Here is a 23,077-nt window from a genome sequence, read left to right as displayed (position 1 = left end):
TGCGTGGCCGGCCGGACAGCGCTCCTGCGGTACCCGCGCGCACCCGTTCGATCACGACAACGAAGACCGAAGGCGTCGCCGCGGCACTCGAGGCCGAAATGGACCGCTCTCAGGTCGTCGCGCCGGGATGGCCCACGCGGGCGGCGGCGTGATCATCGACCTCGGCTCTTGGATCGCTCGTCTCGGCATCCCCGTCGGGGCGCTGTACAGCTCGACGAAAGGCGCATTGGAAGCGCTCACTCGCGCGTGGGTGGCGGAATTCGCCGCATCGGGCGAAGCCACCGCCCGCATGTGAGCCCCAAAAATGCTGGTACTCGGTGCGGTCATGAAGGTTCGGTGGCCGGTTCGGGTTCGCTCGGTGCGAGGTGTTCGTGCCTGGGCAGCAGCAGGGGAGTAGCCAGCAAAAGCACCCCCGAGACAGCGATGGCGACACGTGGGCTGGTGGCCGCCGCGAGCAGTCCCCAAAGCCCGGTCAGGGCCGCGGTGGTGGCTTTCGCGGTGATCGTCCAAGCCGACAGGGTTCGGGCGACACGGTCTGCGGGAGTCTGGTGGAGTCGGTAGGTGGCTATCAGCGGATTGGATACGCCTATGCAGACGATCAGTCCGAACTCGACCACTATGACCAGCATCAGGCCGGGGATACCGGGCCCGACGAACGCCAATCCGAGTGGCCAGCAGGCACGCAATGTTGCGGCGGCGATCAGGACGCGATGGTGACCGAATCGTGTTGCCAGTGGGCGGGCCGCTCGGGCACCGACCAGACCTCCGAGGCAGGGCACGGCGAAGGCAAGACCGTATTGCCAGGGCGCGAAACCCAGTTGGCCGACCAGTAATACGGCCAACGGCGGCTCGGCCGCCAGGAGCAGCCCGGAGAAGAGAACCGAGTTGGCCATCATCGCCCGCAGCCCCTGATGGCCGAGGATGTACCGCCACCCGTCCAGCACCTCGCTCACCCGGGCCCGGGATGCGCGGTGGTGCGTGGAGCGGGGTTCGCTGTCACCGATCGCGCCGATACCCATCGCCGACAGCAGGTAGCTCACCGCATCGGCCAGCACCGTCACCACCGGGCCGAACAGTCCCATCGCAGCCCCACCCAAGGGCGGTCCGATCACTTGAGCGCTCCACGTCGTCGCCTCGAATCGGGCGTTGGCGACCAGCAGGTCCTCCGGCCGAAGAAACGTTTTCAGGTATGCCCCGCTCGCGGACCTGAAGGTGATATCCGCCGCGGCGGCAACCACCGACACGATGAGCAATTGCGCGAAACTCAACAGCCCCAACGCGAACGCGGCCGGAATGCTGGCCAGCACGACGAACCGGGACAGGTCCATCGTGATCATCACGGGGCGTTTACGACGGAACTCCACCCACGGACCCAACGGCACCGCGACCAGCGCCCCTACCGCCAAACCCGAGGCCGCGAGGGCGGACACCTCCGTCGGTCCGGCGTGCAGCACAGTGATCGCGATCAACGGGAGTGCGCCGAAACAAAAACTCGAACCGTAGGCGCTGACCGCATAGGCTGCCCACAACCACCCGAACCGCCGTCCCAGCGACCCGCCCGAGACACCCACCGATGCGTCACCTCATCTGAACAACCCCATGTTGACCAGCGGTATGAAACCAGGCCGTCTACCAGGGATTCCAACAACCGCGCTTCGGTGACCCACAACTCCGAGTTGTAGTTCGAGATATCGGCCGCAGGGATCTCGACACCCCTCCTGTCCTTGCCGATGTCGCTGCCACGAACAGGCCGCCGCTGACCTCGAGATCATCCGGTGAGCCGCCGCCAGCGCTGCCCCCCTTGGCTCGGCGGCTGGAAAAAACAGATCCCCGACCGAAGACGCCCGACGCCGTGCTGAACAGAGCCGCGTACAGCGTGGCCGAGCGCACGCTGCCGCGGCACCGACGGTGACGTCATGCGGTCGACAGCGCCGCCAACAGCAGTGCGGAGGTAATGGCGAACGCCGAGAGCGCAATTCCGAAGGCGCGGGTCCTAACTTCTGCTGGGAAAGCGAAAGGCAACGTGAGAGCGGCGAGGAGTCCAGCAGGAATGGCCAGCACCGTACCGATGATCAGCCCGTAACCGTGCGGATCGTGGCCGGGATCGGTCGAGAAGCGCGAGCTGAGCGTCAGGAACGCGCACCACAACCACAATGAGCCGCTGCAGACGCCCATGACACACGCGACAATTCGCACCCCGACAGACCATCGGGAGCGGTCTCGGGCAGGAAGTGGATCTCGATCCGAATCGTGTACATGGTGTGGCTTGTCCACCCTCTCAGGGTGTCATGACGGTGCGGGGGCCATTTCGGCGTGCCTCGATATCGGCGAATTCGACGACGCCGGAGGATGGTCGCTGCAGAGCCGGTGATTCGGCATTCACACGGACGAAACATCTTTCCACCAGCGGGAAGGCATTCGAACCAGGTGTCGATTCTCCCGGGAAAGATGACGTGTCGTCAGCACCCGGCCTCCGATCCGGCCTGGCAGCTCACCGTGAGAGGGAACCGAATTCGATGAGGATCAACCGAAAACTCCGCCTCGGTATCGGGGCGATCGCCGTCACTCTCGTCGCAGCCGCCTGCGGTGGCGGCGGCGACGCCGCTACCGTCGATGATCACTTGCGGGAGGGCAAGCTGACCATCGGCATCAAGTTCGACCAGCCTGGACTGGGCTTTCGTGATACGGACGGCTCGTACCAGGGGTACGACGTGAAGATCGCCGAGTACGTGGCAGGCAAGCTGGGCGTGCGGCCGGAGGGCATCACCTTCAAGGAGGCGCCGACGGCGCAACGCGAGACGATGATCATGAACGGCGACGTGGACTTCATCGTGGCCACCTACTCGATCACCGACGAGCGGAAGAAGAAAGTCGACTTCGCCGGACCGTACTTTGTGGCGGGGCAGGCCCTGCTGGTGAAGAAGGAGAACACCGACATCACCGGGGTCGAGTCGCTGACCGGCAACAAGAAGCTCTGCTCGGTCGAAGGCTCCACCCCCGCGCAGTACGTCAAGGACCACTACGCCAAAGATGTTCAGCTGGTGGAAGTCGACACGTACTCGCGGTGCATCGATGCTTTGCGCAGCGGTTCGGTCGACGCGGTGACCACCGACGACATCATCCTCGCCGGTTTCGCGGGGCAGGCATCAGGAGAACTGAAGCTGGTCGGCGACACGTTCACCACAGAGAAGTACGGCATCGGCCTGAAGAAGGGCGACCAAGAGACCCGCGCCAAGATCAACGATGCGATCGAGGAAATGATCGCCGACGGTTCTTGGAAAAGAGCGTTCGAGGAAACGATCGGTCCGCTCCGGGACTCGACGCTGACACCGCCCGCCGTGGACCGGTACTGAGCTACCGATTCCAGCGTCCGAACATCCGGTGCGCAGGCATTTGCCCTGCGTAGGATCGTCGGATGCGACTATCCACACGTAACCAACTCAATGGAACAGTCGTCTCGGTCACCCGCGGCGAAGCGATGGCCGTCGTCCGCGTCCGGCTGACCGGCGGCGACGAGATAACCTCCTCCATCACCCGCGACGCCGCCGACGATCTCCAGCTCGCCGACGGATCCAGGGTCACGGTCCTCATCAAGTCGACCGAAGTCGCCCTCGGCGTGGACTGAAGCTCGCCGGAGTACGGCGCGATAGTCCGCCACCCGGGGCTTCGTCGGTCACCGGTCATCGGACAGATGGCCGCGCAGTCCGATTCTGGCTGCTCGGCCCATCCCGCTCCACCCGCCGGGCCGGTTGAGATCCGTCGAGCCGGCGGACGTCGAGAGTATGCTTCGTCAGGCAAATCGGTACCCGCGGTGGCCCGCCGTGGGCGCTACGGCCTCCGATGGTTCGGTGGTCACGCGGATGGTGGCGGACCGGTACATTTGTTTACCTAGTGGTGGTCCGAGCGCGGCATTCTGTTATTCCAAGAAGGTTGAGCTGTCCTGTGCTCGACATCGGATCGGACACCCCGTAGTCGGATAAGGTCCGGCGGATGACGCGAGAGCAGGACGGTAGGCGGCCCGTGGTGATGGAAAGTGCTGTGGTTCCGCGCGGCAGCGAGTACGCGGTGTTGTTGCGTCGGGTGCAGGGAGCAGGGCTGCTGAAACGGCGGCTGCGGTACTACGCGTGGAAGAGCGCGGTCACCGCCGTGGCGTTGGCCGCCGGGTGGACGGTATTCGTGGTGGTCGGTGACTCGTGGTGGCAGCTGGGCGTCGCCGCGTTCCTGGCGGTGGTGTTCGCCCAGATCGCCTTCCTGGGCCACGATGCCGGTCACCGGCAGATCTTCGGCTCACGGCGCGCCAATTACCTGTTCGGGGTGCTCTTCGGCAATCTCGGCATCGGAGTGAGCATCGGCTGGTGGACCAGCAACCACAACCGGCACCACGCGCATCCGAACACCGAGGGTGCGGACCCCGACGTCATGGGGGTGCTGGCGCATTCCGGCGATCGAGCCCGCGCCAGCCGGGGCCTGCGGCGGCTGATTTTCCGGAACCAAGCCTGGCTGTTCTTTCCGATGCTGTTGCTGGAGGGTTGGAGCCTGCACTTCGCGAGCGCCCGTGCGGTGATGCGGTGGGCGATACCGCACCGGGCCTGGGAGGCTTTGTTGCTCGCCGCTCACGCCACCGGGTATCTCTGCGCGGTGTTCCTGGTCCTGTCCCCGGTCAAGGCGGTGGTCTTCATCGTCGTGCAGCAGGGTCTGTTCGGGTTGTACATGGGCTGCACCTTCGCGCCCAACCACAAAGGGATGGAAGTACTGACCGCCGCCGACTCCAGGGGCTTCCTGCGACGTCAAGTGCTCACGTCCCGCAACGTCCGCGGCGGCCCGCTCGTCGATACGGCCTTGGGTGGCCTGAACTACCAGATCGAGCATCATCTGTTCCCGTCCATGCCACGGCCGAACCTGCGCCGAGCCCAGCCGCTGGTCGCGGAGTTCTGCGCCGAACTCGGGCTGCCCTATTGCCAGACCAGCCTCCTCGGCTCCTACATTCAGGCGCTGCGCCACCTGCACAGCGTCGGTCGACTCGCCCGGCCACTTACCTAGCTCGGCAATAGCTCTGTCGTACAACGATTCCGAAAGCATGGGTTACTGTCCTGCGGGCCCGTGTGCTGGCGATCCACTGCTCGGGCCGTCAAGTCGTACTCCGGAATCGAGGCAAGCGAATGAACCACAAGCTCTGGTTGCTCGGACGGTCTGTCACAGTCGGCGCGCACATCCTTGGCGAGAAGTTGACCCGGCCGAAAGCCCGGGACGTCGACGACGTCCCGGTGTCCGGCGAAACCCTGACACCGCAGTGGCTGACGGCCGTCCTGTGCCGCGATGTCCCCGAGGCCGAGGTGGTCTCGTTCGAAACCTCCAACGGCAGCCGTGGAACATCCACCCGCGTCGCGATACGCGTGGAGTACAACGACGCGGGCAAGCAGGCGGGCTTGCCGACCGATCTCTTCGCGAAGACGACAACAGCCTTCTCCCAGCGGATTCTGCTCGGTGGCGGGAAGATGATCGACGGCGAGACCCGTTTCTTCAGGGACTTCCGCCCCCAGGTCGATATGGAGGCCCCGATCGGCTACTGGGGCGCCGCCCACGCTGGGTCGTGGCGTTCGATCGCTCTGATGGAAGACATCGCCTCGACCCGCGGCGCGCGGTTCATCGAGCCGAACGCCCCGGTCGCCCGCGACCAGATAGAAGACCTGGTGCGCAATCTCGCCCGGCTGCATCGCACGTTCTGGAACCACCCCTCGATCGCCGACCTCAAAACCACGACCGAAGCCCTGCAGGCATATCTCGCCGCCATCGACATGAAGAAGCGTTGCGAAGTCGGCCTGCGACGGGCCCAGGAAGTGGTTCCCGAGGCCCTGCACGGCCAGGCGGATCGGCTGTGGGCCGGTGTCGAGCGAGCAATCGACAAGGCGACGAACGAGCTGCCCCAGACCTTGCTGCACGGTGACCCGCACATCGGCCAAACATACAGAACCGGCTCGGGGCGTATGGGATTCGTCGATTGGCAGGTGGTGATGCGGGGAGGCTGGGCACACGACTTCGCCTACACCGTCAACTCGGGATGCGAGCCCGAAGACCGCCGCGCCTGGAACCGCGAATTGCTCGCCGCCTACCTCGACGAACTCGGACACCTCGACGGCCGGGCTCCGTCCTTCGACGACGCGTGGCTGGCGTATCGGCAACAGTCCATGTTCGCCTACGCGGCTTGGGCGTTCACGATCGGCAGGGCGGCGTATCAACCCAAGATGCAGCCGGTGGAGACCTGCCTGACGCTGCTGAAGCGGATCACCACGGCCATCGACGACCATGATTCGCTGGACGCTCTCGGCGTCTGATCAATCTCTTCCGCTACCCATCGCGGTGTCGCGGCCGGGCGAGAGTTCGGCCGCGGAGGGACCGAAAACATTCTGGTCGGCACGTTTTCGTGCGCCGGCGATGCTGTTTCGCGTCCGCTATACCATCGACCGGTTCCGGCGTAGACCCGGCGACTCGCTCCTTGCCTGGACGGGGAGCCGGAACTTCAGCAATCGTGCAGTGCATATCAACAGTTGGGAGTTTGCTCCTTGAGCAGGCCGCAGTCTCAGGTTTCAGCTCAGTCGTGCCCGGTCGGGCACGGCTCGCCGATCGATACCGACGTCACACGGGCGCCCATGTATACGCCCGAGTTCGCGTCCGATCCGCACCGCGCATACCGTGAAATGCGCCGACGGTACGGATCTTTGGCGCCGGTGGAGTTGGCGCCCGGGGTACCCGCCACCTTGGTGATCGGCTACGGCACCGCCGTGCGAATCCTCAACGACCCCGAGCATTTTCCCGCCGACCCGCGCGCCTGGCAGAAGAACATTCCAGCGGACTGCCCCATCCTCCCGCTGCTGGAGTGGCGGCCCATGGCCAGTCGCAGCAGCGGGCCCGACTTCATTCGATACCGTGGGGCGATCACCGCAAGCATCGACGAGGTCGATCTGTATGCCCTCCACTCCGTCGTAGAGGGACTCGCCGTTCCGCTGATCAACTCCTTCTGCCAGGACGGTGCTGCCGACCTGATCCGGCAGTACGTATTCCCCCTGGTATTCGAAGTCGTGAACTACCTGCTCGGCTGCCCCCCGGAGATCGGCGGGCAGGTCGCCGCCGGTACGGCCGCCCTCCTCGAGGGTGTCGACGCCGAGAAGGGCAACCAGATGCTCGGGGAGGCGCTGATGAAATTGGTGACACTCAAACGCGCCGAACCCCAACGCGACATCACCTCGGTACTGCTCCAGCATCCCGCCCGGCTGGACGACGTAGAGGCGTCCCACCATGTGTCACAGGTCTACGGCACCGGGATCGAATTCGAACTGAACCTGATCGCCAACACCCTGCTGCTGATACTCACCGACGAGCGCTTCGGTGACAGCTTCCTCGGCGGCAACCTGTCCTCCCGCGACGCACTCGACGAGGTCTTGTTCAACGACCCGCCACTGGCGAACCTGCTGATCACCTACCCCCGCCATCCGATCCTCATCGATGACGTCTGGCTGCCGGCACACCAGCCCGTCGTCATCAGCATGGCCGCATGCAACAACGACCCCGCGATCCGCACCGGAGACTTGACCGGCAACCGCTCCCACCTGGCCTGGGGCCTCGGCCCGCACGCCTGCCCGGCGCGATCCTTGGCCTACCTGATCGCGCAAGACGCCATCGACCAACTCCTCGACGCACTACCGGAGATCGAACTGAACCTGCCGGACCAGGCGCCGAACTGGCGGCCAGGGCCCTTCCACAGGGCACTGACCGAATTACCGGTCACCTTTCCACCCACGTCTCCGCTGAACACCTGACGGTCCACACCGACCGCTTGGACCAGCCGAAAAGCCTTCGTCTCGACTCTCGCCCAGCCAGTGGCCGGCTGATGTCCCGGCATTCCGTCGCGCCACTGCACAGTCGTACCCAGTGCGCACGAACGTCACGCCGCTGAAACTGGTATTGCCAGCACCTGGATACCTCTAGGTCGTGTCTCCCAATGACTTGAGCCATTCGACGATGAGGGCCAGGAGGAATCCGGCTCGGTAGGTGATCGCGAGCTTGATGCCCCTATGGATGTCAAGAGGCTGTGAGTAGTGCCGTGGCCGCTGGTTCGGGTTCTGTGATGATCCGGTAGAGCTCGCGCGCGATGTAGCGTTTGAGGCATCGGATAGCTTCTCGCCTGGTCTTGCCGTCGGTCTCGCGGCGGGCAAGGTAGCTCTTTGTGGTTGTGTCCCAGCGCAATCGGGCGATGACGATGGTGTAAAGGGCGGAGTTCGCTTGGCGGTCACCGCCGCGGTTGAGCCGCCGACGGTTGGTCTTGCCCGAGGAGGCTTCGATCGGGCTGACACCGCAGAGGGCCGCGAACGACCCGTCGCTGCGGAGACGGTCCGGGTTGTCGCCGGCAGCGATAAGCAGCGTGGCCGCGGTGTCTGGACCGACGCCGTAGCAGTCGAGCAGCGCTGGATGTGATGTGGCGACAGCGGCGGTGATGTGTGTGTTGAGGTCCTCGATCTCGCCGGTCAAGGCGAGGATCCGCCGTGCCAGGGAGCGCAGCGTGTAGGCCGCGGCGCCGACGCTGGTCGTGGGTGCGTTGCAGTCGAGTTCGGCGCAGCGACGGACCAACCGCGCGTTGCTCAATCCGGTCAGTGATTCGCGCAGCGCCGGGTCCGCGCGAACGATGACCGCTTTGAGCTGGTTGATCGCCTGGGAGCGAGACTTGATCGCGGAATCCTTTGCCATCTTGAGCATGCGGAGGACCTCCGCTGTCCCGTCACCGGTCTTGGCAACGGCAGTCGCGCGACCGGACAGCACGGCGCGGGCTGCAGTCTCGGCGTCGATGACGTCGGTTTTGCCGCGCCGCCGCCGATTCGCCTTGTCGGGCCGGTTGACTTCGAGGACGAGCACGCCTGCGGCGCGCAGGACGCGGGTCACCGCGGTGCCGTAGGAGCTGGTGCCTTCGACGCCGGCCCGCTTCAGTTTTCCGAAACCGCGCGCCCAGTTCAGCAGCTGCTGGTATCCGGTCGCGGTAGTGGCGAATATGTTGTGTCCCAGCGACTGTCCCTGGGCGCTGATGACGAACGCGACGTGGAAGTCCTTGTGCGTGTCGATACCGAGGATCACGGTCTCGTCATCGGTATCGGGTTGGTCGGGGCGGTCGTCACGAGGGATGCTGGGCACGGGTCGGCTGTCTCCTGATCGGCTTTTGGGGACCGGGCTAGCCGACGCCGGGCTGGGTGGGGCGGTCAGGACTGTGACGGTGCCTTGTTCGCGGCAAGGCCCCTATCGGGACACGCCCTGCCGGTCCGGCGGCAGCAAGCACCGCCCCAGGCGATGGTCGACAGATCAAACTCAAGGCACTCGCGGCCAGTCATAGCGCGGGTCATCCCATCACCCGGGGCGGCACCCATTCATCATCACAGTCGTAGCGGGTGGCCACCGCGCCAGTGCTTGGCTCTGTTGAAGGCACGTTCGACGACCAGTCCGCGGGAGTGTGACCGGGGTGACTGGTGTGGTTATGCCGCGTCGCGGTCCGCCACGGCGTCGTGGGCGGCCTGCTCGAGGGCGAGCAACCGGTCGTCGGCGTGGCCGTGCCAGCGGGCCTCGAACCCCGTGCGCTGTCCCAGTATGTCGCCGGTTTCGGCGCCGCTGCCTTGAGCAACGGTGTCGACCGAGCGCCAGGCGCGGGCGGGTGCGGTGTAGCAGCGGTGGACCCGGTACACCGCCCACCGGCAGCGATCCAACTCCGCCTCCGCCAATATGAGGACGTGGTGGGCGCCGTCGCGGCGCAGCCGATCGGTCAACGATTTGCTGATCGTCGTCGGCCTCTGGTGGCCGGTGCGTCCGTTTTCGGCTGGCGCGTCTGAGGAAGCGGGCTCCCATACACCGCGTGTGCGCACACCTTCTCCCGAGAGGGACCCGGTGAGGTTTTGATGATCTGGGTGCTGAAGTCGTCGCCAATGTCGAAGCCGAAATCTGGTGGTCGCAGAGGGGAGAAGCAGTACGTGCAGGCGTGGGCGCAGCGCGGTACGTGGCGGCCGGCGCCGAGCAAGACTTCCGGCAGGGCGAGGCCCTCGCGGAGCAGGTTCACGCCGACGGGCGCGCGGAGTTCGCCGGTGCATAACCTGGTGAGCGGTGAGGCGCGGTCGCGGGTGAGGATGCGGCGGCGCAGATAGCGCGCCGCGATCCCGCTGTCGCGCAGGTGGTCAGCGACGTGTTCGGCGTCGGCGCGGCGGACATCACCTGCCAGATCCATGATCACGTCGTGGGGTTGTTCGACGATGAGGCGTGGATCCGCCAGCATGGTGGGCCGGACGATGGTGTCAGGGGGAGGGGTGTCGGGTGAATGCGGGGTTGCGGTCGTAGATGCTGGTGGTGACCAGACCGAGTGTGATGCCGATGAGGCCGCCGATGGCGAGGCGGATCCAGGCGGTGTGCAGGCCGGACTGGGTCGTGGAGTCGTAGTAGAGGATCGAGCGCAAGCCGGTGACGATCGGGCGCATGGGTTCGAAGGTGGCGATGGCCTGGAAGAAGGGCGGAGTGGCCTCGACGGGCAGGGTGCCTGCGGAGGAGGTCATGGCCATGGCGACGAAGAAGAACATGTTGACCAGCGGTCCGAGGGATCCGAAGATCGCGAAGACGGTGAGTGCGCCGACGTTGACCGCGGCGATGGTCGCGGTGGAGAACAGGTACAGCTGCCACGGCGCGGGGGCGGGCATGTGGAAGGCCAGGGTGGCGATCAGCTGGATGAGTCCGGCCCCCAGGGGTGCGGCCAGCAGCGCCACGCACCATTTGACTGCCAGCAGTTGTCGTCGCGACAGCGGTGTGTAGTCGCGGCGTTGGACTATCGGCCCGAGTTCGCTGGGTTGGAAACCGCTGGCGGAGTCCACGATCGGGTGGATGACCGAGGCGCCGACGAACCCGAGCAGCACGAGGACCACCGCATAGTAGAAGACGCTGGTGCCCAGCCCGGTGTGTGACGGCAGTGGCGTGAGGGGGGCGGTGGTGACCGTGAACGAGGCGGCCGGCGCGGTCGTGGCCGCCGCGGTCTGTGGCAGTGTCGCGGCCAGGCCCGCGTTGACCTGCGCGAGCACGGGTGCGATGTGGCCGGTGAACAGGCCGGTGCTCATGGTGGCGGCGGCCGGGTTGGTGTCGAGGTGGACCACGGCGTGGGTGGCGGGGCCGGGAGCGGCGGTGGCCAGGCGGGTGATCGAGGTGTTGAAGTCGGCGGGGATGCGGATGGCACCGAAGATCTTGCCGGCGCTCATTTGCTCGCGTTCCTCGTCGGCGCTCATCGCGATCAGGTCGATGGCTTGGGCGTCGACGCCGTCGGTGACGGCTGTGCGGACGTGTTCGGCGGCGTCGATGTCGGTGCTGGTCTGGGATTCGACAACCAGGGCGATCGGCAGGTCGCGTAGGTTCCCGTCGGGATTCAGTGTGCCGCCGAGGTAGACGGCGGGTAGTGCGATCGACAGCACCAGCAGGACGAGCAGCGGCGGCAGCCAGGTGCCGGGGTGGCGCCCGAAGTCACGGGTGAGCTTCACCGAGTCTCGGAATTTCGTGCTCATCGGGCGGCTCCTCGGTGCTGGACAGGCAAGAGGTGCGGGCGTTTGGCGGTGCGGGCGTCGCCGGAGGACCGTCCGGTCAGGCGCCTGCCGAGCCAGGGGCCGAGAAAGGTTGCTGCCCAACGTAGTTCGTTCACCGCGGTGATGGCGGTGTGGCGCTGCGGCAGGGCGGGCGATAGCGGGTGGGTCCAGCTGTCGTCGGCGCCGGGCAGGTGCAGGGCGTGGGCTACGGCGTCGGCGATGCGCTGATGCCCGATCGGCCCGGCGTGCAGGCGATCGGGGCTCCACAGTCGGGGATCGGTGACGACGGCGTGATCGGCGGTTTCGGCGACGAGGACGCCGTAGCGGGCGGCGGATTGCCGGATGCGCTGATTGAGTGCGGTGACGCGGCCGCTGATCGGCCGGGCCAAGGCGGTGAGGCGGGCGACGTCGGGGAAGGTCAGCGTGGCTACCACCGTCCCGGCGGCGGTGAGGGCGGCGAACATCGCGTGTACGTGCCCGCCGACCTCGTCGGCGTCGAACCCGGGCCGCAGCAGGTCGTTGACGCCGACCAGGACGGTGGCGAGGTCGGGTTCCAGGGCCAGCGCCGCGTCGAGTTGCTCGGCACGGACCTGGTGGGCGAGTTTGCCGCGCACGGCGAGATTCGCGTACCGCAGGTCGGGATTGACCACCGCGAGCCGCTCGGCCAAACGGTCCGCCCAGCCGCGCAGCCCGGTCACGTCGTCGCCGTCGCCCACGCCTTCGGTCTGGCTGTCACCCAGAGCGACGTACCGCGCATACGCGCCGGGGGAGGCTGTTCGGTCATGGTCGGCGGGCATGAAGCCAGCGTAGGCGGATAGCCAATTAGTTGTCTATTGCACGTGTTGGGTATCACGATGGGGGTGGAGCGGTGTTGCTCCACCCCCATCACGCCCCTTGGATCTCAGAGGGCGGCTTCGCTCAGCGCCATCAGGTCGTTGTCCAGTTGGGACAGCACGACGCGGGTGGCGTCGAGGGTGGGTAAGACGGTGCGTGCGAAGTAGTGCGCGGTGGTGATCTTGCCTTGATAGAACGCCCGCTCCGGTCCGTCGGCGCCGGCGGCCACGGCTGCTGCGGCGACTTCCGCCTGTCGCAGCAGCTGCCATCCGACGAGCAGATCGCCGACGGCGAGCAGGAAGCGGACCGAACCGAGCCCGATCTTGTAGAGCTCGGTTGGGTCCTGCTGCGCGGCTACCATATGTCCGGTCATCGCGGCGGTCATGGCCTGGACGTTCGCCAGCGCGGTCCGCAGCAGCTCACGCTCCGCTATCCCGGCCCCGGCCTCGATGAACTGCTCGATCTTCCCGGCGATATGGCCGAGCGCGGCACCCTGGTCGCGGATTATCTTCCGGAAGAAGAAGTCCTGCGCCTGGATGGCGGTGGTGCCCTCGTACAGCGAGTCGATCTTGGAGTCACGGATGTACTGCTCGATCGGGTATTCCTGCAGATATCCCGAACCGCCCAGCACTTGCAAGGACTCGGTCAGATACTGGTAGGCACGCTCGGAGCCGACACCCTTGACGATCGGGAGCAGCAGATCGCTCACCCGCGCGGCCAGTTCGGCGTCGGCTCCCGACACTCGCGCGGCCACCACCGGATCCTGGTGCGCGGCGGTGTACAGATACACCGCGCGCAGGCCTTCGGCGTAGGCCTTCTGCAGTAGCAGCGACCGCCGCACGTCTGGATGCCGGATGATCGGCACACGCGGCGCGTCCTTGTCGTCCTTGCGGGTCAGATCCGGTCCCTGCACCCGCTGCCTCGCGTACGCGAGCGCATGCAGATACCCGGACGACAACGTGGCGATGGCCTTGGTGCCCACCATCATTCGCGCGTGCTCGATAAGCCGGAACATCTGTGCGATACCCGTGTTCGGATGCCCGACCAGCCAGCCCTTGGCGGGAACACCGTGCCCGCCGAAGGTGAGTTCGCAGGTGGCCGAGACCTTCAGACCCATCTTCTGCTCGACATTGGTCACGAAAACACCATTGCGCTCGCCCAGCTCACCGGTCTCGAGATCGAAGTGGAACTTCGGCACGACGAACAGCGCCAGCCCCTTGGTACCCGGTCCCGCGCCGTCGGGACGGGCCAGCACCAGATGCACGATATTGTCGAACAGGTCGTCGGAGTCGGCGGAGCTGATGAACCGTTTGACGCCCTCGAGATGCCAGGACCCGTCCGGCTGCGGAACAGCCCGGGTCCGGGCGGACCCGACATCGGATCCGGCATCCGGTTCGGTGAGTACCATCGTTCCGCCCCAGCCTTTTTCGACGGTGATCCGGGTGCGGTGACGCTGGTCCCGACCACCCTCGTGGAACAGCGCGGCGGCGCCCGGCCCGAGCGCGTAGATGAAGGCGGCGGGCTGGGCGCCGAGGACCATCTCGCCGAGTGCCCAATACACCGCACGCGGCACCGGAGTACCGCCCAATTCGGTGGCTACGCCGATCTTCTCCCAGCCTAGTTCGCGTAGGGCGCGGTAGGAGCGCTTGAACGCGTCCGGCAGAGCGACAGTATGGGTGGCCGGATCGAATACCGGGGGATGACGGTCGGCGTCGGCGAACGAGGCGCCGAGCGGGCCCTCGGCCATTCGACGCATCTCGTCGAGCATGGTGCGCACCGACTCGCTGTCGAGCGCACCGAACGCGCCGCGGTCGAGAAGCGCATCCAGGCCGAGCATCTCGAACAAGTTGAACTCGAGATCCCGGACATTGGCCCGATAGTGGCCTGAACTCACAGCTCGAGCTCCACATCGCTGATCGGATAGGCCACGCAGGAGTGCGTGTAGCCGAACCGTGCGTCCGACAGCCGCAGTCTGGCCTCCTCGGCGGTGTGCACCTCGCCCTTCACGATGCGCACCCGGCACAGGCTGCATTCGCCGGAGCGGCAGGCGGCCTCGGGGCGAATGCCGTTGTCCTCCAGCGTATCCAGCAGCGGGCGGTTACGCGGGGTGCGGAAGGAGGTGCCGCTCACGGTGACGGTGACTTCCTCCGTCGGGTCGGTGCCGATCGGCCAGTGCGGTTGCGCCGTCGGGTCGCTGGGTGCGCCGTTGGCCTCGAAACGAATTCGCTTGCGCGGCTGTCCCAGTGCGGTGAGCTGATCGAGGGCGTAAGGGTAGAGCGCCTGAGGGCCGCACACGTACACCATGCGTCCGTTCAGCGCGCCGGCCAGGGCGGCGATGGTGTCGGCGGTGAGGTAGCCGGTGGCCCCGGTCCAGTCGGCATCGGGTTCGGCGATCACATGGTCGACCGTGATCCCGGGATGCGCCGCCGCCAGTACGTCCAGCTCGGCGCGGAAGATCACATCGGAGGCGTGGCGGGAGCCGTAGATGAGGTGCAGGGAGCGGTCCAGGCCGAGTGTGGCGATTTCACGCAGCATGCTCATCGCCGGGGCGACACCGGAGCCGCCGGCGAGGAAGACGACGTCGTCGCCGTGGAAGAGCGAGTTGTGGTGGAAGGTGCCCAGCGGGCCAGTGGTGGTCAGTACGTGCCCGGTCTGGACGGTGTCGATGAGCAGGTTGCTGATGCGGCCGCCGGGAACGCGGCGGACGGTCAGGTCGTAGTGGTCACGCTGGGTCGGGGACGAGGAGATCGCGTACGGGCGGCTGGTGCCGTCGATGAACACGTTGACATACTGCCCGGCCAGGAACGGCGGCAATTCGGCCTGATGGAGGCCCTGCATCCGGAATGTCTTGGTGGTGGGGGTCTCCTCGACGATCTCGGCGACAATTAGTTGCAACCGTTTAGGGTGGTATGTGTCGATGGTGGCGCGGGTGTCGGCGAGGTGATCGCGGGTGTCGGGGATGCGGGCGTCGATCTCGGCGATGATCTCGGCCGCGCCGTCGAATCGTTGGACGAGAGGGTGTTTCACGAGTGGTCTCCGTTCACGCGGCTTTGGTGCGCAGCAGTCGGCGGGCGACACGCGCGCCCGCTTCGAGGGTCGGTTGGAAGCCGCCGATTCCGGACCAGGAACCGGCCAGGTGCAGTCCGGGGACATGGGTTGCGCGTTCGCTGTTGCGGAACAGCCAGCCTTCGGTGGCGTCCTGGTCGTAGCCGTAGATCGCGCCGCCGGGGTGGCCGAGGTAGCGCATCATGGTCAGCGGTGTCGCGACGTCGACCTCTTCGATGGCGTCGCGGATGCCCGGGGTGATGGTTTCGCACAGGTCGAGCAGCGTCTCGGCGTAGGCGAATTTGGCGCGCGCGTACTCCGACGGCGAGACGTTCTTCCAGATGTCGGCGTACTGCAGCGTCATCAGGCTGACGTGGGTGGCTCCGGTGGGGGCGAACCCGATGGGGGCGACATCGTAGGAGCTGACGCAGATTCCGCGCGCGGGCTCGAACGACTTCCATGAGTCGTAGGTGCGGTCGTCGTCGCTGTCGCGGTTGACGAAGGTGGTGCTGGTGGTGAACCCGAGCTCGGCGGGGGTGGCGTCCAAGCCCATGTGCAGCACGAACCCGGATACGCCGATCCGGCGGGTGGACAGGTCGTCGCGTACCGCGGCGGGCACGTGGATGCCGTCGAGCATGCCGTAGGTGGTGGGCAGCGAGGCGTTGGAGATCACGTCGGACGCGGTGACCTCGGTGCCGTCCTCGAGCCGCACTCCGAACGCCCGCCCGCCGGTGGTGAGGATTGCCTCGACACCGCAGTTGAACCGCACCTCGCCGCCGGCCTGCAGGAAGGAGTCGAGGATGGCGGTGGACATCGCCTGTGAGCCGCCGCGCACATGCCAGGGCTTGAACTCGAAGTAGGCGAACAGTGTCAGCGCCAGATCCTGGAACGCCAGCTTCGACGGCGGCTGCCCGAGGTAGGTCCAGTAGATGCCGAGCGCGGTCTTGAGCCGCTCGTCGTCGAAGTACTCGTCGAGTACGTCCTTCAACGGCCGCACCCCGTAGGTGAACAGCATCGGGTCGATCTGCTCGACCGGCATGCCGCGCATGGCCGCGATCTGCCAGAACGTCACCTGCTTGAGCAACTCGAAGAATCGCGCCGCCCGGTCACGGTTGCCGGGGAACTCGGCCTCGATGGCCTCGATCGCGCCGTCCCAGTCCGCGGGCAGGGTCAGATCCAACTGGCCGGGGATCACGGCCCGGTACAGGTCGTGCTCCCGCACGAACTCCAGCTTGTCGGCGATACCGAGCTGCTGATACAGCCCCTCACGCAACGAAAGCGCCTGGCCCTCGACACCGACACCGGACAGCTGATGCAGCGCCACCTCGAACTCGAAGCGTCCACGCCGGAACGAGGTTCCGCACCCACCGGGCACATTGTGCCGCTCCAGCAACAGGGTGCGCGCGCCTGCGCGCTGCAGAGTGGCCGCCGCGGTCAGCCCGGCATTCCCCGCGCCGATGACAATCGCGTCGTAGTCGCTCACGCCCCTGCTCCCTCACGTGCGAGCTGAGCGGTGGCCTCGGCCTTGATCCGCTGGAACTGTTCACCCATCCGCGTCGCGAGCGCCTGGGCGGCCGACAGCGGGCGCACCATCACCATGAAGTCATCGATCCTGCCCTCCTCGTCGAAATGCAGGAAGTCGCAGCCGGTGATGTGCTTGCCGTCCACGGTCGCCTCGAACACGAACGCGTGGTCGCGCCCGCCCGCGTCGGCGATCTCACGCACGTAGCGGAAGTCCTCGAACACACGGATCACTCCACGCAGGATGGCCGCGGTGATCGCCTTGCCGGGGTAGGGCTTGAACGCCACCGGGCTGGTGAACACCACATTCTCGGCCAGCAGCGCCTCGATGGCGGTCTCGTCGCGGGCCTCCACGGCCGCTCGGAAGGGATGCATACCCTCACCTTTCATACGCAATTTATTGAATAGGTGACTATGACCGTAGCGAGGTGCGGTCGATGTGTCCAGGTCGCGCGGAGACAAATATTTGAATAATCTCGTCGCGTGCTAGATTGGGTGGATGGCGCTACGTAACGCGGTGCTGGCCGCCCTGCTCGACGGCGAGGCGTCCGGCTACGACCTGGCCAAGAGCTTCGACGCCTCGGTCGCCAACTTCTGGATGGCGACCCCCCAGCAGCTGTACAAGGAACTCGAGCGGATGGCCGCCGACGGGCTCATCGAGACCCGGGTTGTTCAGCAGGAGCGCCGACCGAACAAGCGCCTGCACACCATCACCCCCGCCGGACGCGCCGCGTTGCGCGAATTCATCGCGACGCAAGCCAGACCGACCGCCATCCGCGACGAGATGATGGTGAAGGTCCAGGGCATGGACGTCGAAGACGCCCCGGCGGTGCGCGCGGCGGTGGCCGAGCGGATGCAGTGGTCGAAGGCGAAACTGGCCCGCTACGAACGCCTGCGCACCCGGCTTCTGGACGGCCGCAGCGAACAGGCCTACCTCGCCGAGGCCGAACGCATCGGCCCCTACCTGACCCTGCTGCGCGGAATCTCCTTCGAACAGGAGAACATTCGCTGGGCCGAGTTCGCCCTGGCGGTGATCGACCGGCGCATCGCCACGCCCGCGTAGCGGCCGCTACCCGCGGGCCGCGCTGCCGCCGACACGATCCCCGGGCCGGCGGCAACGGCCACGGTCAGTGCGCGGCTTCCAGCCTGCGCAAGTCCTTACGCAGGATCTTGCCGGTGACCGATTTCGGGATGGCATCGACGAATGCGACGCGGCGCACCTTCTTGTACGGGGCGACACGGTCGGCGACGAAGTCGATGACCTGCTGGGAATCGAGGTCTGTGTCGGGCTGCGACACGACGAACGCCTTCGGAATCTCCTCGCCGTCGGTGTCTTTCACGCCGATCACCCCCGCGTCGGCGATGCCGGGATGGGTCAGCAGCACCGCCTCGAGTTCGGCGGGAGCCACCTGGTAGCCCTTGTACTTGATCAGCTCCTTGACCCGGTCCACCAGATACACGACGCCGTCCGCGTCCACGACCGCGATATCGCCGGTGCGCAGGAATCCGTCGGCGTCGAAGGCCTCGGCGGTGGCGCCATCGTTGCCGAAGTAGCCCGGCATCACGTTGGGGCCCTTGCAGCACAGCTCGCCCCGGGCGCTGAGCCCGGTTGCCGGGTAGTCGATCTCGATGCCGGTCACCGGGTCGACGAGCTTGCACTCGATATTCGGCAGGGTGATTCCGATGGATCCCAGCGGTAGATCGACGCGGTCTTCGGGGATGCCGTGGCTGGCCGGGCTCATCTCGGTCATCCCGTAGCCCTGATGGACCCGGCAGTTCAACCGTGCGGCAAGGGCGTTGCCCAGGTCGGCATCCAGGGCGGCGGCACCGGACATCACCACCCGAACGCTCGACAGGTCGTAGTCGTCCACGCGCGGGTCCTTGGCCAAAGCCACCGCGATCGGCGGCGCGATCATCAGATACGTGCACCGCTGCGCCGCGCTGATCCGCAGGAACTCCGTCAGCTCGAACCGGGGCATCGTGACCAGCGCCGCGCGACGTCGCAGCGCGGTGTTGAGAATGAGGCTCAGGCCGTAGATGTGGAAAAACGGCAGCACGGCCATGGCCCGATCCGCCGCGCCCATGCGGGTCAACGATTCGACCTGACAGATGTTGGCCACCAGATTGCGATGCGTCAACATCACCCCCTTGGGGTTGCCGGTCGTTCCCGACGAATACGGCAGCACCGCCAGATGCGTCGCGGGATCCAAACGCACCCCGGGAGCCGGAGACCCAGCGGCGAGCAGATCCGCCAGCGACTCATGCCCCGGCGCGCCATCGAGCACGAAGATCCGCTCGGGCGGGATACCTGCCGCCGCGGCCGCCGCAGCAGCTTGGGGCAGGAAGAACGAGATCGTGAACAGGAACCGGGCCTTGGCGTCGGTCAGCTGCTTGGTGATCTCCTCGCTGGTGTACAACGCGTGCACCGTCGTGGCGGTACCGCCCGCGCGAAGCACTCCATGCAGCACGGCGGCGAAGGCGGGCACGTTCGGCACGTGTACGGCCACCACCTCACCGAACCCCAGTCCGCGCGCGGCCAGTGCTCCGGCCACGGCATCGATCTGATCGCGCAGCGCCCGGTAGGTCGTCTCGGCTCCGGTCGTACCGTCCAGCAGTGCGGGACGCTCCAGGTCGGCCTCAGTCAGGCCGTCGAACAGGAACTCGTACAGGCTCACGTCCGGGATGTCGACTTCGGGATACGGGCTGGTGAAGCTCATGACAGCTGTCCTCACGAATCGTCCGAACCCGCGCATCGGTGGCGCGGGTCACAACCCGACCGACTGTAAGGGCTCTATCCCTCATATTCAACTAGTTGATTAGAAAAGATATTTCCTTGGGTGGCGCATGAAAGAAGGCATGCTTCCCTACGCGAACCCCTTCCACGCCGACGGCGACGATCACGGTGTCCTCGTGCTGCACGGCTTCACCGGCTCGCCGCACTCGATCCAACCGCTGGCCACCGCGTTCGCCGAGGCCGGCTACACCGTCACCGCGCCGCTGTTGCCCGGGCACGGCACCACCGTCTCCGGCATGCTGACCACCGGCTGGAAGGACTGGTCCGACCACGCCGACCAGGCATATCGCGACCTGACCCAACGCTGCTCACGCGTCATCGTCGCCGGATTCTCCATGGGAGGCACCCTCGCCACCTGGCTCGCGCTACGCCACCCCGACCTCACCGCACTCATCGCGATCAACCCCCTCATCGACCCCGACGCACCCCGATGGTCCGGACACGTCGAGGCCGGACGCGCCACCGACAGCGAGACCCTGCCCGCCGTCGGCTCCGACATCGCCCGACCCGGCATCACCGAATCCGCCTACGACGCTGTACCCATCGCGCCCCTGGAATCGGTCACCGCCGCCCTGCGCGACCTCACCGCCGACCCACGCCGACTATCCACGCCAGCATTGATCTTCGTCAGCCCCCACGACCACGTCGTAGACCCCTCCTCGGCGTATACCCTCGCCAGCCGTTGCGACGGCCCTGTCACCCTGCGGGAACTACCCCGCTCCCGTTTTGTCCGTTTCGAATTTCCGTTCCACCGCCAGGTATAACTGCTGGGCATATCCTGCGCAACGCGAACAGTTCACCGCATCTCACCGCAGGTGTGTGGCCGAACAGAGGCCGAGGAACCAGATACGAGACCGGGCCGCCGGCACATTGTGCCGACGGCCCAGCCGAATCACCGGTCAGATAAAGGTGTAGGCGACGCCGTTACTGGTCCCACCTCCTGTCGTGGCGGTGATCTGCACGGTGCCCGTTCCGGCGGGCGAGACTGCCGTGACCTGAGTCGGGGAGTCGACCGTGAACGAAGCAGCCGGTGTCGCACCGAAATCGACTGCGGTAGTTCCCGTCAGATCCGTTCCGGTGAGAACGACGGTCGTGCCGCCGGCCGCCGCACCCGAATTCGGAACCGCGCCGCTGAGGGTGGGAGCCGGAATATAGGTGTACGCGACACCATTGCTGGTTCCACCCGCCGTGATGACGGTGATCTGCACAGTCCCCGTCCCCGGAACAGCGGTCGCGGTGATCTGCGTGTCGGAGTCGACGGTGAAGTCGGACGCGGAGATACCGAACAGGACCGCGCCCGCAGTGGACAGGCCCGTCCCGGTCAGGATGACCGTGTTTCCGCCTGCTTCGGGCCCGGAAGTCGGGTTGTCCGAGGTCAGGGTGGGAACCGGGATGTACGTGTAGGTCACGCCGTTGCTGGTGCCATTCGGGCCAGTGGCGGTGACTTGCACGGCGCCCGTCCCCGCGGGTGCGATGGCCGTGATCTGCGTATCGGAGTCGACGGTGAACGAGGTGGCCGGTGTGCCGCCGAAGGTGACCGCGGTGACTCCGGTCAGGCCATTCCCGTTGAGGAAGACCTGGTTACCGCCTGCTTCCGGCCCCTGGAAGGGGAACGCCGAACCCAAGGCCGGGACGTAGTCGTAGGATACGCCGTTACTGGTACCACCCGCGGTGGTGATGGTGACCTGTACCGTCCCCGTACCCGCCGAAGAGACTGCCGTGATCTGCGTCGCGGAGTCGACCGTGAACGATGTCGCCGGTGTCGCACCGAAACTGACGTCAGTCGCTCCCGTCAGATCCGTTCCGGTGAGAACGACCGTCGTCCCGCCCGCTGCCGACCCCGAATTCGGGACCACCGTGGTCAGAGCGGGAACCGGAACAAAGGTGTAGGCCACGCCATTGCTGGTCCCACCCGCGGTGGTAGCGGTAACCTGCACCGTTCCCGTACCCGCCGGAGAGACCGCCGTGATCTGCGTCGCGGAATCAACCGTGAACGAAGCAGCCGGTGTCGCACCGAAATCGACTGCGGTAGTTCCCGTAAGGTCCGTTCCGGTAAGAACGACCGTTGTCCCGCCTGCCTCCGGTCCCGAGTTGGGAACCACATTGGCGAGAGCCGGAACCGGAATATACGTGTAAGCGACGCCGTTGCTGGTGCCGCCCACGGTGGTGGCGGTGACCTGCACCGTCCCGGTTCCAGCGGGAGAAACCGCCGTGATCTGCGTCGCCGAGTCGACGGTGAACGAAGCCGCCGGTGTCGCACCGAAACTGACCGCGGTCGCTCCGGTCAGATCCGTTCCGGTCAGGACAACCGTCGTTCCGCCCGCTGCTGTCCCCGAATTCGGGACCACTGTGGTCAGAGCGGGAGTCGGGACGTAGGTGTAGGTGACGCCGGTGCTGGTTCCGCCGACTGTCGTGACGGTGACCTGTACGGATCCCGTGCCTGCCGGGGCGACGGCGGTGATCTGCGTCGCGGAGTCGACGGTCCGGTGTGGCACCGAAGGTGACGGCGGTGGCCCCGGTCAGGTTCGTTCCGGTGAGCACGATTGTCGTCCCGCCGGTTTCCGGCCCTGAACTCGGTACCACCGTGGCCACAGCGGGAACTGGGACATAGGTGTAGGTGACGCCGGTGCTGGTTCCGCCGACTGTCGTGACGGTGACCTGTACGGATCCCGTGCCTGCCGGGGCGACGGCGGTGATCTGCGTCGCGGAGTCGACGGTGAACGAGGTTGCCGGTGTGGCACCGAAGGTGACGGCGGTGGCCCCGGTCAGGTTCGTTCCGGTGAGCACGACTGTCGTCCCGCCGGTTTCCGGCCCTGAACTCGGTACGGCCGTTGCCACGGTGGGAGTCGGGATGTAGGTGTAAGCGACACCGTTACTCGTGCCGCCCACGGTGGTGGCGGTGACCTGCACGGTTCCCGTTCCGGCGGGAGCGACCGCCGTGATCTGCGTCGCCGAATCGACCGTGAACGAAGCCGCCGGTGTCACACCGAAAGTCACCCCGGTCGTTCCCGTCAGATTCGTGCCGGTCAGAACGACCGTCGTCCCACCACCCTCTGGGCCCGAACTCGGCACCACCGAAGTCAGAGCGGGCGCCGGAACATAGGTGTAAGCGACGCCGTTGGTGGTTCCGCCCGCAGTGGTGGCAGTGACTTGCACGGTCCCCGTTCCGGCGGGTGCCAGGGCGGTGATCTGGGTGGCGGAGTCGACCGTGAACGACGTCGCCGGTGTCGCACCGAAGGTGACGGCTGTGGCTCCTGTCAATCCCGTTCCGGTGAGGATGACTGTCGTCGCACCACCGACT

The 23,077-nt window shown here is 66.4% G+C and carries 21 protein-coding genes and 1 pseudogene; 8 read left to right on the top strand and 14 right to left on the bottom strand.

Annotation, left to right across the window (positions count from 1 at the left end; all coding sequences use genetic code 11):
* Positions 1-127 precede the first annotated feature (127 nt).
* A complete protein-coding gene (locus ON19_RS40430) occupies positions 128-295 on the top strand; it encodes an SDR family NAD(P)-dependent oxidoreductase (RefSeq protein WP_218006436.1) in 168 nt (55 codons plus the stop codon).
* Between the two features lie 28 nt (positions 296-323).
* Here the strand turns inward: ON19_RS40430 and ON19_RS16510 are convergent, their stop codons facing one another.
* Positions 324-1,571: an MFS transporter gene (locus tag ON19_RS16510; RefSeq protein WP_043692832.1), complete on the bottom strand. Its 1,248-nt coding sequence runs from the start codon at positions 1,569-1,571 to the stop codon at positions 324-326.
* A gap of 343 nt (positions 1,572-1,914) precedes the next feature.
* The gene (locus ON19_RS16505; protein WP_157229738.1) at positions 1,915-2,196 is read right to left on the bottom strand and encodes a hypothetical protein; all 282 of its coding nucleotides are present in this window, start codon (positions 2,194-2,196) and stop codon (positions 1,915-1,917) included.
* A 320-nt stretch (positions 2,197-2,516) separates the two neighbouring features.
* Between ON19_RS16505 and ON19_RS16500 the strand changes: the two genes are divergently transcribed.
* The 5 genes from ON19_RS16500 (at position 2,517) to ON19_RS16480 (ending at position 7,814) form a co-directional block, all read left to right on the top strand.
* Complete coding sequence (locus ON19_RS16500; RefSeq protein WP_043692826.1) at positions 2,517-3,353, top strand: glutamate ABC transporter substrate-binding protein; 837 nt, start codon at positions 2,517-2,519, stop codon at positions 3,351-3,353.
* A 62-nt stretch (positions 3,354-3,415) separates the two neighbouring features.
* The gene (locus tag ON19_RS16495; protein ID WP_043692823.1) at positions 3,416-3,625 is read left to right on the top strand and encodes a TOBE domain-containing protein; all 210 of its coding nucleotides are present in this window, start codon (positions 3,416-3,418) and stop codon (positions 3,623-3,625) included.
* Between the two features lie 365 nt (positions 3,626-3,990).
* Positions 3,991-5,040, top strand: a complete 1,050-nt coding sequence (locus ON19_RS16490; RefSeq protein WP_174377698.1) for a fatty acid desaturase family protein — start codon at positions 3,991-3,993, stop codon at positions 5,038-5,040.
* A gap of 119 nt (positions 5,041-5,159) precedes the next feature.
* Positions 5,160-6,332 (top strand): aminoglycoside phosphotransferase family protein, encoded by a 1,173-nt coding sequence (locus ON19_RS16485; RefSeq protein WP_043692820.1) that lies wholly within the window; start codon positions 5,160-5,162, stop codon positions 6,330-6,332.
* Positions 6,333-6,560: 228 nt separating this feature from the next.
* Positions 6,561-7,814 (top strand): cytochrome P450 family protein, encoded by a 1,254-nt coding sequence (locus ON19_RS16480; RefSeq protein ID WP_043692817.1) that lies wholly within the window; start codon positions 6,561-6,563, stop codon positions 7,812-7,814.
* A gap of 262 nt (positions 7,815-8,076) precedes the next feature.
* Here the strand turns inward: ON19_RS16480 and ON19_RS16475 are convergent, their stop codons facing one another.
* The 9 genes from ON19_RS16475 to ON19_RS16435 all read right to left on the bottom strand — a co-directional run bounded on the left by ON19_RS16475 (position 8,077) and on the right by ON19_RS16435 (position 17,357).
* The gene (locus tag ON19_RS16475) at positions 8,077-9,177 is read right to left on the bottom strand and encodes an IS110 family RNA-guided transposase (protein WP_051168970.1); all 1,101 of its coding nucleotides are present in this window, start codon (positions 9,175-9,177) and stop codon (positions 8,077-8,079) included.
* A gap of 335 nt (positions 9,178-9,512) precedes the next feature.
* Positions 9,513-9,800: a hypothetical protein gene (locus tag ON19_RS16470; protein ID WP_043692812.1), complete on the bottom strand. Its 288-nt coding sequence runs from the start codon at positions 9,798-9,800 to the stop codon at positions 9,513-9,515.
* Entirely contained in the window at positions 9,797-10,300 is a 504-nt protein-coding gene (locus ON19_RS16465) for a hypothetical protein (RefSeq protein WP_043692809.1), read from the bottom strand. Before ON19_RS16465 ends, ON19_RS16470 begins: the two co-directional genes overlap by 4 nt.
* A gap of 19 nt (positions 10,301-10,319) precedes the next feature.
* On the bottom strand, positions 10,320-11,564 hold the full coding sequence (locus ON19_RS16460) for a YhgE/Pip domain-containing protein (protein ID WP_051168969.1): 1,245 nt from the start codon (positions 11,562-11,564) through the stop codon (positions 10,320-10,322).
* On the bottom strand, positions 11,561-12,379 hold the full coding sequence (locus ON19_RS16455) for an SGNH/GDSL hydrolase family protein (RefSeq protein ID WP_043692806.1): 819 nt from the start codon (positions 12,377-12,379) through the stop codon (positions 11,561-11,563). The genes ON19_RS16460 and ON19_RS16455 overlap by 4 nt, the downstream gene beginning before the upstream one ends.
* Positions 12,380-12,483: 104 nt before the next feature.
* Positions 12,484-14,253 (bottom strand): acyl-CoA dehydrogenase family protein, encoded by a 1,770-nt coding sequence (locus ON19_RS16450; protein ID WP_051168974.1) that lies wholly within the window; start codon positions 14,251-14,253, stop codon positions 12,484-12,486.
* A 53-nt stretch (positions 14,254-14,306) separates the two neighbouring features.
* Positions 14,307-15,443 carry an FAD-binding oxidoreductase gene (locus ON19_RS16445; RefSeq protein WP_043692800.1) on the bottom strand — a complete coding sequence of 379 codons (1,137 nt, stop codon included), beginning with the start codon at positions 15,441-15,443 and terminating at the stop codon, positions 14,307-14,309.
* Positions 15,444-15,456: 13 nt separating this feature from the next.
* Positions 15,457-16,944 (bottom strand): phytoene desaturase family protein, encoded by a 1,488-nt coding sequence (locus tag ON19_RS16440; RefSeq protein ID WP_043692796.1) that lies wholly within the window; start codon positions 16,942-16,944, stop codon positions 15,457-15,459.
* Positions 16,941-17,357, bottom strand: a complete 417-nt coding sequence (locus ON19_RS16435) for a nuclear transport factor 2 family protein (RefSeq protein ID WP_043692793.1) — start codon at positions 17,355-17,357, stop codon at positions 16,941-16,943. The genes ON19_RS16440 and ON19_RS16435 overlap by 4 nt, the downstream gene beginning before the upstream one ends.
* A gap of 124 nt (positions 17,358-17,481) precedes the next feature.
* On the opposite strand from ON19_RS16435, the gene ON19_RS16430 reads away from it, so the two are divergent.
* Entirely contained in the window at positions 17,482-18,045 is a 564-nt protein-coding gene (locus ON19_RS16430) for a PadR family transcriptional regulator (protein WP_043692789.1), read from the top strand.
* 64 nt (positions 18,046-18,109) lie between these two features.
* On the opposite strand, the gene ON19_RS16425 is transcribed toward ON19_RS16430, so the two are convergent.
* A complete protein-coding gene (locus ON19_RS16425) occupies positions 18,110-19,699 on the bottom strand; it encodes an AMP-binding protein (protein ID WP_043692786.1) in 1,590 nt (529 codons plus the stop codon).
* Between the two features lie 127 nt (positions 19,700-19,826).
* On the opposite strand from ON19_RS16425, the gene ON19_RS16420 reads away from it, so the two are divergent.
* Positions 19,827-20,540, top strand: a complete 714-nt coding sequence (locus ON19_RS16420; protein WP_051168968.1) for an alpha/beta hydrolase — start codon at positions 19,827-19,829, stop codon at positions 20,538-20,540.
* Between the two features lie 135 nt (positions 20,541-20,675).
* Here ON19_RS16420 and ON19_RS43800 read toward each other — a convergent pair whose 3' ends face one another.
* Entirely contained in the window at positions 20,676-22,271 is a 1,596-nt protein-coding gene (locus ON19_RS43800; protein WP_063709446.1) for a beta strand repeat-containing protein, read from the bottom strand.
* A gap of 43 nt (positions 22,272-22,314) precedes the next feature.
* A pseudogene (locus tag ON19_RS44700) lies at positions 22,315-23,077 on the bottom strand (IPT/TIG domain-containing protein); the annotation flags it as partial.

It is taken from the genome of Nocardia abscessus NBRC 100374 (assembly GCF_000308455.1).
GTDB classification, from domain to species: domain Bacteria; phylum Actinomycetota; class Actinomycetes; order Mycobacteriales; family Mycobacteriaceae; genus Nocardia; species Nocardia abscessus.
This window is presented reverse-complemented; position numbering and strand designations above follow the sequence as displayed.